The following is a 15357-nucleotide window of genomic DNA, read 5'->3' as shown; positions in this document are numbered from 1 at the left end:
CATAAGCACCACATTGATCAAACAATGCTACCTCATGCAGATAAATAAAACGTTAACAGATGATTTTACTCGAAAAAATGAATAACAGAAAATTTGATTTCCTTTTTACATCTTTCACAACACAACCAAACACACATCGTATTCAGTCTTAGACATCAAAAAGGCCCTTTTAAGGCCTTTTTGATGTCTTTATTTGCGTTTAACTTTCTATGGAACAAATAACTCTCAACGAAAAAAATAGCCCTGAAAGTAGCTCTAAAATTAACTCTGAAAGAGTCTTACCCGTTAAGCTTAAAATACGACAGAGAGTTCTTCTGTGTTTCTGCCAGTTCAGACAAATCCTGCGACGCTTGGAGTGTGTCATTTATAGACGTCATATTCTCACTCACAGAATCGAAAGTCTCTGCGGTGATACGACCTATATCTTCCGTTACACTTAATTGCTCATGCGATGCCGTCGCAACCAGAGAGTTCACATCAGAGATAGATTGAACCGCGTCAGAAATATCATCAAACGACTCTTTCACCTGAGTCGCCAACGACACAGACTGCTCAATCAATTTCACATTGCTGCCCATATTGGTATTGGCGCGCTCGGATTGAGATTGCAGTTTCTCAATAATCCCCTGGATATTGACCGTTGACTCTTGCGTTTTAGACGCAAGGTTACGCACTTCATCAGCTACAACCGCGAATCCACGTCCCTGCTCCCCTGCTCGCGCTGCTTCGATAGCCGCATTAAGCGCAAGCAAGTTTGTTTGCTCTGAAATACCACTGATCACCTCGGTCACACTGCCAATTTCAATCGCGAACTGTCGCAACTCTTCCACTATTTGAGCGGTTTCAGCAAAGGACGCATTAATTCGATCAGTCAGATCAATATTTGTATCTAATGTCTTGTTGCCACTGGCCACATTCTCCTGTGCTCGTTTTGCAGCATCCTCTGCTACGACGGCTTTTTCACTGACTTCCTGAGAGGCGGAGTTCAACTCCCGAAGCGAGGACGTAATTTGCCCTATTTGATCGAGCTCTATCTTTGCATTCGCGCGTGTGTTTTTCATCACAACGTTTAGCTTGGTTGACGCCGTAGACACGTTTTCAGAAATGCCATGAGAAGTAGAAATCAAAGAGGTTAATTGATGAGATAAATCAACGAACGATTGGTATATGCCTGTTTCATTCCCAGTGCGCTCGATTTCTTTACTCAAATCCCCCTTAGCCATGTCCTCCAGCAACTCTGCAATTTTACTCGGCGTGCCGCCCACGGGTTCCAATACAAGCCTTTTAATAATCAGATACAAGATCCCCATCGAAACAACAATGCATATCAAGCCAAAGACCAAAGAGAACACTAATTGCTTTTCAGCGGCGGCGTAAATATTGTCGTTTTCAGTAAGCACGACAAACTGCCAACCCGTGACATCCAGCTTACCCCAGAAGCCCGTTAGGTGAACTTCTCTATCAAACGCTTTAACGTAAGCGATGTAATCAAGTTCTCGATTATTGTCACTTAACCCTTCATAAGAAGGATGAATCCCAAAAAGATTTTTTCCGATATCATTTGGGTTTGGAGCTACCAGTATGGTGCCATCAGATGTATAAAGGTACATACCCTCTCGTTCTGCATAATTACCCAACACAGCCTTCAACAACACAGTTGAAACCACTGAGAACTCATCGTTTATTTTGTACGCCATCGCAATAATTTCATTACCCGTTAAAGCGGACTTAAACGGCTTCGAAATATAGGTAGATTGGCCATCCTGAAAGAGTGCAGTATAAAAAGGGCGATTTAATTTTTTAGCATTAAAACCGAACATCTTCCCTTCTGCTCCGCCGAATAACTCTCCATCTTTATTCATAAAAGCAATGGAGTCTGCAATGTCATTTTGCGAGCGAGTTAATGCCTGTAACTGAATCAAACCATTTTTAGAAAGTTGATCATTGACGATGTCGCTACTCGTAATATCGACCGACGACAGCATTTTTAAATAACCGCTAATTCGTGTCGTGAGCTCCGCTTCAATTTCAGAGTTTTGTGTTTGCAGAATAGATTTATTCAGCGCCACGGACTCACTCTTAAAAGACAAGTAATTCATAATAGAAAACAGGGCAACAATCATGAATATAATGGCACTCAACGTGCCAAAAATTTGCATCTGGAATTTATTCATTTCGACGAATCCGATTATTTATGAGCCAGTATGGAAGCCGCAGTAATGCGACTCGACGACTACAACGACAAAACACCTTTCGTCAAAGTGTCCTTGAAAAGGAAAGAAACGCCATCGTTTTCCTGTAGGCTTTTATTGCGAAACGTAATTCCTTGTAAGTTCATAACCACTTAATGCTACCGATAACATTAAAAAGAAGTAGGGATATAGAGAGCAACGAATGAACTTGTCTTTTAACCTAGGTTGGGTTGTTTTTATGCATATTTAACGAAAAAGCAGGAATTAGACAAATTGTATTCGCCGCAAGCAAAGCGACGATTGTCATGGAAGGAAAGCCAAATATGTCTACATGAAATAAAACTCCCATCAAAGCCGTGCCAATTGAGCCTCCTAACAAAGTCAAGACCCTAGACCATGCGCTTACATCCGGCGTCTTCTCCTTAGTAATATCAACATAGAGGTTAGTCATTGCTAAAAGAGTTAACAACCCAAGAGCGGCTCCCCGAATAAGCATACATAACCCAACTAATATGCTCGAATCAAATACAAGGGGAAAAAGTAAGGGTGCCGTTCCCAATACCCCAAACAGAGTTCCGATCAACGCAACGTTTGCCGTTGAAAACACCGAGGAAAGTCGGCTTAGATAAAAGCGAGACAATAACGCACCTACTCCTCCGATCCCCAACATAGAACTAGAGAGGAGCACAGAATAATCATAAGACTGGACAAATATCGAAGGCAAAATGAACAAACCAGCATAAAAGGCAAAGCTACTAAGAAACAACAGAATAGCCGTATTCCGAAATTGCCCCCCTGCAAACAGAGCTATATCAAGCACAGCGGACTCTGACCTCCTCAGCGTATGAAAAATGTAAAAACAAAAACACGCTATGCAGATGAAGGTGAAACAGAAGATATCCCATGATAAATAAAACGCTCTATTAGATGAACTAATGCTCGATAGAACATATACGAGAGAACCTAACGCCAATGCAAAAGTCAGATAGCCCGTGAGATCTAACGCTGCTCCTCTGTTCCCTAAGCAATTTGGAACAAAGCATAATGCAAATATCAGTGCTCCTATTGAAATAGGAACATTGATTAAAAAAATCCAATGCCAGCTCGTCAGCTCCAAAATACCACCAGCAACAAACGGTCCAAAGATCGGAACAACCACCGCGGGAATGGCAACTTTTGCCATTGCGCTTCTAAATTGCTCTCGCCCCAACGCATTCAATAAAATGGGCTGCATTGCTGACATCAGCACACCCGCTCCAATTCCTTGAACAATGCGATACGCCGTTAATTGATTCAAAGAGTCTGCTGTGGCACAGGCCGCTGAAGACAAAAGAAACAAGCATAACCCCGAAAGCCATACACATTTAGTGTTGTATCGCTTCATACCCCAAGCACATAGCGGAACAGTTACAGCAGCCGCAAGCGTATAGAATGTAACGATTTTCTGTAATTCATGAACCGATACAGAGAAGTATTGACTCAATGAAGGTATCGCAACACCCAAAGCAGTGGAATCTAATAAAGGAAGAATACTTCCTAAAACCAACGAAAGAATAATCCAGTTATCTGACACGTTACTATTTATTAAATTATCCGAAGCGCGTTTCCGCTTTAGAAATGAAGTCATATAGCCCCCACATCTACTTCGAGGGAAAAACGATACATATCTCCCTGATGAGGAGCTCTGTTAAATAATAACTTGAGAGACTCTGGTCCTCTGGTATACAAACCCCGCTCCACATAACTAAAATCATTGGGAATCCGCATATCCAAGAGTAAATCCATTAGAATATTCGCGGTGATCTCTATCTGTCTTATCGAAAACTCAGCTCCAAGGCAAATATGTAGTCCCGCCCCAAAAGCTAAGTGATGTTTTTTTATCGGAACTTTCGACTGGTCGACTTTTCGGTTTAACTTAAATTTAGAGGGTTCCGGAAAGATATTTGGGTCTCGGTTAGCAGCACCAATCATGTTAAAAACTAATGCTCCCTTTTTAATCAAGACTCCAGATAGTTCAATGTCGGTGCTAGCCTGACGAGGAATAAGCTGAACGGGAGAATGAAGCCTAAGGGTTTCTTCGATCGCTCGCCTCATAAGTTTTCGATCTCGATTCACTACATCAAATAGTTCTGGATCATCCAACAGACATTTGAAAAGCATCGCCAATGTTTTATCGGCAGGTTCTGTCGCTGCTAATAAAATATTCAAGCAGAGAGCTACTATTTCTTTTGTACTCATTGCGTTTTCTTCATCACAAAGACATAAAAGAGAAATAAGATCGCTTCCAGGACTTAGCCTCCGCTCTTCCACAATTGGAGCTAAAAACGCCCTCAGGCTTCGGCTACATTCTAGACTGTGCATTTTTTCTAGTTCATTCTGATTTAACTGAGTTATGAAGTTGGCAACTCCAACATGCCACTCTGCAATTTGCTGATAGTTCTCTGACGGAAGTCCCAAAATGCCTAACGTAACTAGAACGGCATAGTCTTTCCCAAAATCCAAAACTAGATCAATTTCTCCTTTTTCGAGATACGGCTGGAGTAACTTTTGAGTAACCCTAGAAATTAACACGCTATACTTTTCCTTAAAGTACTTTCCACTCAAGCCATGCAATACCGCTTTGCGTTTATGTAAATGCTCTTGACCTTCCATCTGAGCAAGAACACGATCTCCCATTACTGGTTGAGCTCTAACGGACAACGGTGCAGTAGTAAAGACAGGTGTAGTAAGGACTGTCTTTACGTCATCGTACTTTCCAATAAAATATGCACTCGTTTGATTATCCTGAAATATGCAATTACTACGATGAAGGTATTCATAAAATGGATATGGATCTGCAACAAAACCGGGATTAAGAACATCAAATGTTTCTATATGAGACATAAAGTACTCCAGATAAACGAAAATAATTAAAAAGTGTGTATCGGCTTAATGACGCCATAGCTCTGGAACCTTCCCACCTTTAAATTAAACTCACCCGCGTATAGCCCTTTACCGATCGGCCATGGGCGGTGATATACCAAAGTGGAAGAAGAAACGTTAAGAATGCGGGGGGTATCAAGATAAAAAGGCAATTCTGCAAAGATGTAAGGAAGAGCGATATTAATATCTTTTTCTGACAGATCTTGCTCTCCCTTTCCCACACCCTTGAGCCTACCAAGTAATGCCTGGCGAGACATTTGGAGACATGATTCTCGAAAGCAGCTATCTTCTTCAAATGCTTTCTCGACATTATCTTTAAGCTCTATATATTCTGGTACTAGTAAATAATGCGAAAAGTCTATAACTCTAATTCCTTCGAATATTAGACTCCTAGATAATGCTTCTTCCACATACTTATTCAGACGCCTTAACTCGCGCGCTGTTTTCTTTTTCGCCTTTTCAGTACTATATCCCGTTGCAACTAGCAGCCTTGAGGCTTCTTCGGTACTAGGCAGCAGGATATCAACTTGTAAAAAATTAATTTGAGCCCATTCGATAATTGCTCGAATGTACTCTTTACTGAAACGGGAGTTAAAAGGGCTAATGCCCACAAATACGTGCTCACCTTTAGCTATAATGGTATTACAACGCGAAGTCTCTCCATGAATCGAAAACGCGTGATAATCTGTATTCGCTTTCAGCTCCTTTAGAATCGACTTGGCTTCGCCACTTTGAGCTTCAATAGACAACATTCCTACCTCCAAAAAAACACAGTTAGTTAACTAGAGCAGCGCCCAAAAGCGCTTTCCTTTGTTATATTTATATCAAACAGACGCATGATAGGATGTCGAAAGAATGCCAAAAGGTATCGAGACCAAGTCAGATTTAAAAAATAGCAACGTACTCAAAGCAGCAGATCGTTTGAAGCCAGATAAAAGCAGACCGATAAGAGCACTAGCGCGCTCAATGGAAGCTGCTTCAAAGGTAGAGTCTCATCATCATTCGTGGGGGCAATTGGTGTTTTCTGATGCGGGGGTGACTAAAGTTTCAACGCCAAATAGCACCCATATCGTCCCTCCAAATCACGGGCTTTGGATACCACCCGATATGGAGCATGCTGCAACACTTCTAGAACATGCTAAGCTTTTCTCTGTGTATATCGCTAAGCGGGACAGAAGGTCCGAGTATGAATTAGACAGCCCAGAAAAGTGGGAAGAGTGTCAGGCCTTTAAAGTCAGCCCCTTATTACATGAACTTATCGTAAAACTAAGCCAGATTTCGGAAGAGCACATAGATGACTATGAATACTGGGCTGTTTGCACTCTCATTTGGAGCGAACTCAAGGAGGCACATCCATTGTCTTTAGGTGTTGTACTTCCTGAAGAAAAGAGATTAAAAGTACTTTGTAACGTTTTCTTAGAAGATCCATTACCAAGTATAAGTCTCAAGCAACTGTGCAAACGCTGCGGTATTAGTCTAAGTACCGCATCGAGATTGTTTCAAGACCAACTTGGAATGGGCTTTAGCCAGTGGCGTCAACAAGTTATCCTTGCCAATGCATTGGCATTAGCATCTCAAAAAATGCCCATTAATCAGATCGCTTATGAATTGGGGTATGCCTCCCCAAGTATATTCAGCGCTATGGTGACGCGAATGGTTGGCATGCCGCCCAAATTGTTTTTTCAATATTGATGAGGCTCGCCATGGCATCAACACTCAAAATGACCAGATAAAAATCACTGTCTATTTGGAATCGGTAGCGGCAAATAATCCGTATTTATATATCCAATGAATCAGACATTCGCTATACTCCGCGCTCTTTCAAAATAACGACATTATGACATGGAGTCAGTCAATGAAGTTTTCTCGTCTCGTATTACCGTGCGTAGCGGTAGCCGCTCTGGCCGGCTGTTCTGCAACAACTCCTCACTTAAAAAGCTCTGTTTCAAGAGGAATGGCAGGAATCGAAGCCCGCGTACCCTATACAAATTATACAAACTACTTTGGTTACATTGATTCTTCAGTAAAACCAGATGGTAAGTATAAAAACAAAGATGCATATTACCTTTATGTTTGGGTGCCTGCGGCAGTTGATGAAATTGGTGTATCGATGATCTCACCTTCAACCTCTGCCCCAAGTGATTCAGACTTCGTTCATAGCAACTTTAATGTCGGTATGAAAAATGATGCTAGCAAATTCTTCGATACTTACTTGCTCTTAGATCGCTTAAATATTGTAGACAGCGCTAAAATCAAAAATGGCGGTAAAGTGCTACAGAACCTTGGCCGTGATGACGATTCATCAGAACTACCAGCCAATCCAAAAGGTTTGCATTTCAACTCTCTTTTGAGAAAAGTCTCGTCCATGACCAACCCTAGCGAAGCGTTAGTGCGTGGCGTCTACCGAATTTCATTTACCTCATTCCGCTCAAGCATCGAAGGTTCATTTGAAGCAACAGTGGGTACAAATGTCCCTGGTGTAAAAATCGCTCCGTCTTTAACAGAGCTACACAATCTAGTTAACGCAAACTAACTCAGATTTTAAATAAAGGCCCACACGGGCCTTTATTTTTTGCTTTTTTCATTTGTTACGCAAACATATGAGAGTGTTAAATTAGCTTATTTAAATTCTGGCCATTTCAATATTGGTCAGCAATATCGCTTTACAACCGAGCGCTTGCAGATTGTCCAAAATAGTATGTGCTTCATCTCTCTTAACCATAGACTTTACAGAGCACCAGTTATCATCCCTTAATTGGCAAATAGTTGGAGATTCAATACCTGGGGTCAGATTACAAGCATCGTCCAGTATATTTACAGGCGCATCATACTCCACTAACTGGTAATCCAGTGCGATAAGTCGCCCAGATATTCTATTCACTACCTTATCAATACCTTTTTTATTACGTGGCTCTGATACGGAGTAAAGAGAGGCGTTGGACGTAAAAATTGGCTCCGATATTATCTTTAACCCAGCAGATTTGAGCGTGGCGCCCGTCTCAACTATATCGACAACGCAATCAGACAAACCTAAGCTAATCGAAATTTCAACGGCTCCGTCTAGCTCAACAATCTCCATCTGGTCATCTCGAAAATAATCACGCACAATGTTCGGGAACGAGGTGGCAACTCTCAAACCAAATAGATCTTCCTTAGATTGAAAACCAGAATCTTGCATTGCTGCTATACACAGTTTCGAATGCCCAAACGGCAAATCTAGCACTTTTTTAGCGGTACTCGCTTTTTCTCGATGGAAGTCATCCCCTGTCACTCCAAGGTCAATAATTCCCTTGCTCAAGTACATAGGAATATCGCTGGCACGCAGAAAATAAAATTCCACTTCATTCTGTGAATCTCGGTAAAACAAGCCTTTAGTCGGCTTTTTTACTTTGTAACCACACGATTTAAGCAGGTCGATACAGGGTTGATATAATCCACCCTTGTTTGGTAACGCAATTCTGATCATATCTAAGTCCATGTAAAAGGATTCCAAATTAAACTGTCATACGAAACAAGATGTTATTCTGACACGTTTTCTTATTTCAATGTTGGTCTAAAAAACGACGCAAACAAGTTTTTTGACACTTACTTGGCCTTAGATAGCTTAAACATTGTAGACAATGCTAAAATCAAGAACGGGGGCAAAGTACTACAGAACTTGGGGTATGATAATGAATCGCTCCATATTTGGCAGAACCACACGAATTCGTTTTCTTATCAAGCACACACTTAACTTCTTCAGTCCAAAACAAAAAGCCCCGCAACTGCGAGGCTTCTATTGATCTAACTCTAAACTCAATATTCCTTAGAACAGTTAAATATACCTGAGAAATAGAATTTACTGCATGAGTGAGTAAAATCAAAACCTTACAGATTATCCTGACAAAAGTGTAAAGTTAACTGTAAAAGATGACGTCCTTTGCTAATGAACACTTTACACCTGACTATATTAGCTGAGCATCACCGTTGGATGGCACGGAAAGTCGTACGGAAAAAGATTTCGCAGCAAAAGTATTGGTGGTAAGGCGATTCAAGCCATTGCTCTAATACCATTTCGTCAGACAAATTATGCAAGTGCTGCAAATACAGCAATCCCGCCATAAGGCGAGTGGGTAACACAGCTGCGCCAACCGTCGCAAAGTGCACTCCCAATTCATCATCTAACAAATTCCAATCAATGATCTTAGCCAGTCGAACTAAAGGTTGATTGGGATCGATGATATCAACAAGTTGACGCTGGAATAAATCCTTTTGCGGGACGGCCTTTGTCTGACGAGGTTTCATAAAACTCACCTGTTCTGAACAGTTTTTGAGAATTATCACATATTTACAGAAAGATCAATGGAGAAGCTATCTTATAAAAATATATTAGATTCAATAGGTTAAAAGTTATCTAGGGGTGACTACCTAAACTCTAACCCGTTTTATCATTCATCTCGCTACAAAAAATCAGTTAAGTCCACAATTTTTCATGTGGACTTAACTAACGATCTACTCATAGATCGTTGGGACTTTCAATAACGCTAAGTTTTTAGATACTCCAACAAAAATGAGAGAGACATCACTGTAATGATAAGAGATATGGTGATTGAAACCGCAACTTCATCCTTAAAAAAGTTGTACTTATTCGCGAAGACATAGACACCTGCACCAATTGGTTGAGCAGACATCAGAACAGCGACAATAAACCAGATATTATCGAGTGTTAGCCCAAAAATAAAATAGCCAATCGCAAAAGTAACAGAGGGCTGAACCAACACTTTTGTAATGATAATCGGGCTTAAAAAGGCAATATTACGCAATGACGTGCTGTCTTTACTTTCTAGTTTTGCAAGCCCAAGCCCAAGTGCAAATAAGGCGGTTGGACCAGATGCGCCCGCCAAAAAGGTAGTAAATGACTGGATCATTGGTGGAATGGCTAAAGATAAAAATGATACCGCTCCACCGGCAATAACGGCAAGTGTTAGCGGATTTAAAAATGTTGTTTTTACGGCACCAACGAGACTATCAAGTAAAGAGCCATTATCCTGAGAAGCTTTAGCAGCGATGTCGTGAGTAATGATAACCGTCATAATTACCGGAATATTATGTAGTATAGTAGCAATTGCTGCAGGTACTGCCGCTTGTTCTCCAAATACAGATACAGCAATAGGAACTCCCATATATCCTGTTGTACCATAACAGGCGGCCATACCAACTAAAGACGACTGAGTGTGACTAAACTGTCTTAATGATCCTAGAATTACTCCTAAAAGGTACGCGACAGCAATACCACCTAAAGTTGCGAATACAAACTCCCATTGCAATAACTCTACAGGATCAGCATTCGCGACAGCAATAAACAACAGTGCGGGGAGGGATATATATAATACATAGTCGTTTAGTAGCTTATCAGAACCTATGGGGAAACTACGAAAACGGCCGAATACATAACCAATAAATATGACCATAAATATTGGAAAGACGATAGAAAACATATTAAATCCATTAAAGGTGAATAAAGGCGAGATATCAGAAAACTCTCACCCATATGAGGGTTATTTCATAATATCAATGAAGTTTTTAGAAAGTTTTTCGTAACCCCATGAATTTTCATGATAGAAGCGGTAAACTGAACTTTTCATATCTTGATAGGATTCAGTTATAGAATGTATTTCAGTTTCCATAATACTCCTCAACTTATCTATACCTTCCAAGATTTCTTCTTCTGTATAGATGTTTTTTATCTCACACTTTTTAAAAGCCATTTTTATAGTGTCGGGGTGAAGTCCTGGATAATTAACAAAGTAGTTTTTCTTATCAGGTACACCTAAAAAATCTGGAATATTTAACACACCAAAATTAGAGTCTGTTTCCATTGCACCGCTTACTGGTCGGAATACATTTGGAGCTTGCATAAATATATCTTCACTTAATAAAGCAGCTTCTAGCAACTTTTTCATATCAATAGGCTGACGTCCCACTTTAATATTATTCACTCTGCACATATTAAGGACTTGCTCCATAGGAGCGATTCCAGAACGGTTTCCGAAGCCAGCTAAAGAACCTTCGATCATTTGGAAACCAGCTTGGATAGACGCCATCGCATTTGCAAGTGCTAGCCCTGTATCATTGTGGGCATGGAAGCAGAAAATGGTTTTAGGGTAGTCCTTGACTAAAGTAGAGCACAACTGGTGAGTTATATGAGGCTGCATTGATCCCACCGAATCATTAATGCGTATGATGCTGACACCGAGTTCCAGAGCATTATTTATTTGTCTACATATCTCAGCATATTTTTCAGGTTCAACACCATTTCTAAAATTATTTAGAACACTGGCTTTAAACTTTCCAGCCCCTAAGCTTCTAAATGCGTCCACAGCCTTTTTGAAAGTCCCTTGAGATTCTCTGTAATTAATCATCCCAAAGCTAAACGTAGTTTCTTTTATCCAATCTGGATTGAAATTTCCTTTTTTAAAATAGTCAAATGCAGTTTCCCAGCAATTAAGTAATATAATATATGACGCTTCTGTGTCTTTCGGGATTCTATTAGCCTCCCGATACTTGAATAGAGCTTCCCAGACATCTGGCTTTTCTGGCCCACACCCTACAATAAAATCTCTTATTCCAGCCTCTGTCATTTTTTCTAAAAGTTGCATTTTAGATTCAACAGAGATTGGAAAAGGGCAACGTTCAACACCTTCTCGAAGTGTTTCATCAACTAAGAATGGAACAGGGAAATTGTTAAACCGGAGGTTTTTATAATAAAGATTAGCATTCATATGCATGATTTCCTTTTTTTAATCCATTAAATATATCCGTCGCTTTACATGTCATATATGACCGCGATTTTTTATTCTTTCACAGTAAATAAATTACGTCAATAACATATAATATGCAGAAGATATGATTAAGCTTTTCAGATGAGGCCTAAATTCAAGTTCGAAGTGCAACACTTTTTATTTCAAGCCACTAAGCACATCTCTTTAAATACGACCGCTGGCTGCTTGAACCCTAAACACTTCCTTGGACGATAATTGATTCTCGTCATCGCCCAGTGAATCATGTCATCTTCAATCTCTCTTAAATCTGCTCCTTTACGCACATATTACCTTAAAAGACCGTTACTGTTTTCGTTCGCGCCGCGCTCCCAAGAGCTATAAGGGCGGGTAAAATAGACTTTGGTATCCAGCGCTTCTGCAATCTTAGCATGATGAGCAAATTCTCTACCGTTGTCTGCTGTAATCGTATGCACTTGATCTTTAAAGGGCATTAACAACTCTATTGTCGCTTGGGCAACAGATCAAGTTGGTATAGCAAATGAGATGACATCACATATAGGATTCAGAAGATCCGTTTCTAAAGTAGATTGGAACAACAACACTAATATCAGGCTAGGATTACAGGTCTCCTAGCCTGATATTACAATAATAAATGTATATCCATAGTGCCATAATCGATTCCACGCTGGCTCAATATAGAAGTAATCTGACCTCGGTGATGCGTACTATGATTAAACATATGTGTCACTAATAACCATGCGGGCTTGGACCGCTTCAGATTATCTACTTTACTAATAAAAGAGAATTCACCAGCTAACCACGCCTCATCTATCTGATCAGACCATTTTTTAATTTCTCTATCCCACCGAAAGCGAGCATCCCGAAGAGCATCATAGTCACCATAAAGCTCTCGTCCAAGTTCCGGTATTTTACTATCATCGCCGATAAATCGAGAGATCCACGCAATATCGCCATATAAAATATGATTCAACGTACTGTGAATGGACTTAAAATACAGCTGACAATCAGCCTTTCGCTCTTTATCAGGCAGTTGAGCGCATGCTGCGAATAACTGCTCATTTATCAAAGCATTATAACGAGACAATCTTTGGCAATACTCTTGTGAAATCATAAAACACGTACCTATGAACTCAGAAATAGTCATTGAAATTACTTGAATAACTATAAAGAGAGCTGACTCGAAATAAGAACAATGGTTCTAACTCTCCCTTATAAAAAAGCCTCGCAAATGCGAGGCTTCTATTGATCTAACTCTAAACTCGATATTCCTTAGAACGGGATATCATCATCAAAGTCATCAAAGTTTGGTGCAGGCTGCTGTGGCTTAGCTTGCTCAGGCGCTTTTTGCTGCGGTGCGCTTTGTGGAGCAGGTGCACTTGCTGCAGGCTGTTGCGGTTGGTTACCCCAACTACCGAATGATTGTGGCTGTTGTGGTGCCGCTTGCTGAGGTGCAGATTGTGGCTGGTTAAAACCGCCGCCCTGTGGTTGATTGTTGAAGCCACCACCTTGAGGTTGGTTAAAGCCGCCTTGTGGCGCAGACTGTTGTGGCTGGTTGAAGCCACCCGCTTGTTGCGGAGCCTGTTGAGGTGCTTGTTGACCGCCAAAGCCGCCGCCCATGTTGTTGTCGTAACCGCCTTGTTGGCCGTCTGCACGACCGTCTAGCAATTGCATTTCGTTCGCTACGATTTCAGTAGTGTAACGTTTAATGCCGTCTTTTTCCCACTCACGCGTACGCAATGAACCTTCAACGTAGACTTTAGAGCCTTTTTTGATGTATTCGCCAGCGATCTGACCCAAGCGGTAGTTACCACGGTCCATGAACGCAACACGGTGCCATTCAGTACGCTCTTGCATTTGACCTGTTTGACGGTCTCTCCAGCTTTCAGACGTTGCTAAACTGACGTTTGCCACGGCTGCACCAGAAGGCATGTAGCGTACTTCTGCATCACTACCCGCATTACCAATTATAATTACTTTGTTAATTCCACGTGCCATGACGTTCGTTCTCCAGAAACTCTATTCTAAATTGACACTTGAGGCGCTACGCGCTTCAGTGTCTCTTTGTCTAACCGTTTTTTGTCTATCTTGAGATAAGCCGTTTGCTCATCCGTAAAAATCTGCATGTCTTCCACTCCTTGAATACGCTCTAATTCCCTTTTAAATGCCTCCAACTCTGCATCCGTTAGATCGGGCAGGCTGAATGCTAAACTACTTAGCGATTTTGGTGCAGGCTGACGGCTGGCGATAATAAGCCAAGCTAACCAGATCAAGCCAACCACTGTAAAGAGGCCTTGCATTCCATAGTGCTGAACTAACCATCCGCCACCAACCCCGCCTAGAAACGCGCCCATAAACTGATGTGTTGAGAACACACCCATGGCAGTACCACGGTAACCAACAGGGGCCAATTTACTGATCAAAGAAGGCAAGGTCGCTTCAAGCGTGTTAAAGGCGATGAAGAACGCACACACCCAAACTGCAAACACCCATAATACTGTAGTCCAGCCCATAAGTAATGTGGAAATACCGATTGTCGCGATGACAATCAATAATATTAATTTCATTTTACCGCGTGCTTCGGCCATGATCACCAGAGGCAACATGCCAATAAATGCAAGCCCCATAACCACTAAATACAAAACACTGTGCATCCCCAGTGCTAAGTCAAAACGCTCCAACAAAATCGTCGGAATCGCGACAAACAAAGCGGTTAACGAAGCATGCAATAATAAGACGCTGATGTTTAAAAAGCGCAGCTGACCGTTTTTTAACACACGCGCTAAAGCTACTTTACTTGGCGTCGTGTCTCGCTTAAAGCTGTGTTGTGTGACATTGGGCACTGCAAACAAGATTAAGCCAATACCGACGATAGAAAACGCGAAAGATAAATAGAACAAGCCGGTTAAGCCAACTAGGTCAAACAACCAAGGCCCCAACACCAGAGAAATCATAAACGAGGCACCAATACTGATACCAACGGTCGCCATGGCTTTGGTTCGGTTTTGTTCTCGGGTGACATCACTTAACAATGCCATTAACGTACTAGCAATGGCGCCAGCTCCCTGCACTGCCCGTCCAGTAATAAGTTGATACACATCGTCTGCGTTGGCACAAATAAGGCTACCCAATGCAAATAGGATCAAACCGATAAAGATAATAGGTTTTCGGCCAAAATGGTCTGACATCATCCCCATTGGGATTTGCAAACTTGCCTGACTAAAACCATAAATACCGATCGCAACACCAATTAATGCAGTGCTTGCACCACTTAAGTCATCTGCTGCAATGCTGATAACGGGCATAATAAGAAATAAGCCCAACATGCGAAATAGATACACCAAGGCGAGCGCCAATACAGAACGACGTTCAATAAGATCCATAATAAGCCTAAATTATAGCCTGAAAAGGGGTTATACAGCGTTTTAGATACGTGCCGACATCCTAACAAGTGATTGAAGATA

The 15357-nt window shown here is 41.3% G+C and carries 13 protein-coding genes and 2 pseudogenes; 3 read left to right on the top strand and 12 right to left on the bottom strand.

The window, feature by feature from the left end; translation table 11 throughout:
• Positions 1–278: 278 nt before the first annotated feature.
• The 4 genes from MARME_RS22215 to MARME_RS01395 all read right to left on the bottom strand — a co-directional run bounded on the left by MARME_RS22215 (position 279) and on the right by MARME_RS01395 (position 5866).
• The gene (locus MARME_RS22215) at positions 279–2174 is read right to left on the bottom strand and encodes a methyl-accepting chemotaxis protein (RefSeq protein ID WP_013659488.1); all 1896 of its coding nucleotides are present in this window, start codon (positions 2172–2174) and stop codon (positions 279–281) included.
• Between the two features lie 238 nt (positions 2175–2412).
• On the bottom strand, positions 2413–3819 hold the full coding sequence (locus tag MARME_RS01405; protein WP_013659487.1) for an MFS transporter: 1407 nt from the start codon (positions 3817–3819) through the stop codon (positions 2413–2415).
• Positions 3816–5075: a cytochrome P450, cyclodipeptide synthase-associated gene (locus MARME_RS01400; protein ID WP_013659486.1), complete on the bottom strand. Its 1260-nt coding sequence runs from the start codon at positions 5073–5075 to the stop codon at positions 3816–3818. Before MARME_RS01400 ends, MARME_RS01405 begins: the two co-directional genes overlap by 4 nt.
• Positions 5076–5101: 26 nt before the next feature.
• The gene (locus MARME_RS01395) at positions 5102–5866 is read right to left on the bottom strand and encodes a tRNA-dependent cyclodipeptide synthase (RefSeq protein WP_013659485.1); all 765 of its coding nucleotides are present in this window, start codon (positions 5864–5866) and stop codon (positions 5102–5104) included.
• Between the two features lie 103 nt (positions 5867–5969).
• On the opposite strand from MARME_RS01395, the gene MARME_RS01390 reads away from it, so the two are divergent.
• On the top strand, positions 5970–6806 hold the full coding sequence (locus MARME_RS01390; protein WP_013659484.1) for an AraC family transcriptional regulator: 837 nt from the start codon (positions 5970–5972) through the stop codon (positions 6804–6806).
• Between the two features lie 163 nt (positions 6807–6969).
• The gene (locus MARME_RS01385; RefSeq protein WP_013659483.1) at positions 6970–7647 is read left to right on the top strand and encodes a Lipl32 family lipoprotein; all 678 of its coding nucleotides are present in this window, start codon (positions 6970–6972) and stop codon (positions 7645–7647) included.
• 90 nt (positions 7648–7737) lie between these two features.
• Here MARME_RS01385 and hisG read toward each other — a convergent pair whose 3' ends face one another.
• Entirely contained in the window at positions 7738–8580 is an 843-nt protein-coding gene (gene hisG, locus MARME_RS01380; protein WP_041648108.1) for an ATP phosphoribosyltransferase, read from the bottom strand.
• 27 nt (positions 8581–8607) lie between these two features.
• On the opposite strand from hisG, the gene MARME_RS22000 reads away from it, so the two are divergent.
• Positions 8608–8847 carry a LipL32 family surface lipoprotein gene (locus MARME_RS22000; protein ID WP_317623683.1) on the top strand — a complete coding sequence of 80 codons (240 nt, stop codon included), beginning with the start codon at positions 8608–8610 and terminating at the stop codon, positions 8845–8847.
• A gap of 222 nt (positions 8848–9069) precedes the next feature.
• Here MARME_RS22000 and MARME_RS01375 read toward each other — a convergent pair.
• The 7 genes and pseudogenes from MARME_RS01375 to MARME_RS01345 all read right to left on the bottom strand — a co-directional run.
• Positions 9070–9398, bottom strand: a pseudogene (locus MARME_RS01375) (transposase); the annotation flags it as partial.
• A 239-nt stretch (positions 9399–9637) separates the two neighbouring features.
• Positions 9638–10591 carry an AEC family transporter gene (locus tag MARME_RS01370; protein ID WP_013659480.1) on the bottom strand — a complete coding sequence of 318 codons (954 nt, stop codon included), beginning with the start codon at positions 10589–10591 and terminating at the stop codon, positions 9638–9640.
• A 60-nt stretch (positions 10592–10651) separates the two neighbouring features.
• Entirely contained in the window at positions 10652–11875 is a 1224-nt protein-coding gene (locus MARME_RS01365; RefSeq protein WP_013659479.1) for a beta/alpha barrel domain-containing protein, read from the bottom strand.
• Positions 11876–12057: 182 nt separating this feature from the next.
• Positions 12058–12393: pseudogene (locus MARME_RS01360) on the bottom strand (IS30 family transposase); the annotation flags it as partial.
• Positions 12394–12515: 122 nt separating this feature from the next.
• Entirely contained in the window at positions 12516–13007 is a 492-nt protein-coding gene (locus tag MARME_RS01355; protein ID WP_013659478.1) for a DinB family protein, read from the bottom strand.
• Between the two features lie 158 nt (positions 13008–13165).
• Positions 13166–13891: a single-stranded DNA-binding protein gene (ssb, locus tag MARME_RS01350; protein WP_013659477.1), complete on the bottom strand. Its 726-nt coding sequence runs from the start codon at positions 13889–13891 to the stop codon at positions 13166–13168.
• 26 nt (positions 13892–13917) lie between these two features.
• The gene (locus MARME_RS01345) at positions 13918–15276 is read right to left on the bottom strand and encodes an MFS transporter (RefSeq protein WP_013659476.1); all 1359 of its coding nucleotides are present in this window, start codon (positions 15274–15276) and stop codon (positions 13918–13920) included.
• Between the last annotated feature and the right edge of the window lie 81 nt (positions 15277–15357).

This window comes from Marinomonas mediterranea MMB-1 (genome assembly GCF_000192865.1).
Taxonomy (GTDB): Bacteria; Pseudomonadota; Gammaproteobacteria; order Pseudomonadales; family Marinomonadaceae; genus Marinomonas; species Marinomonas mediterranea.
This window is presented reverse-complemented; position numbering and strand designations above follow the sequence as displayed.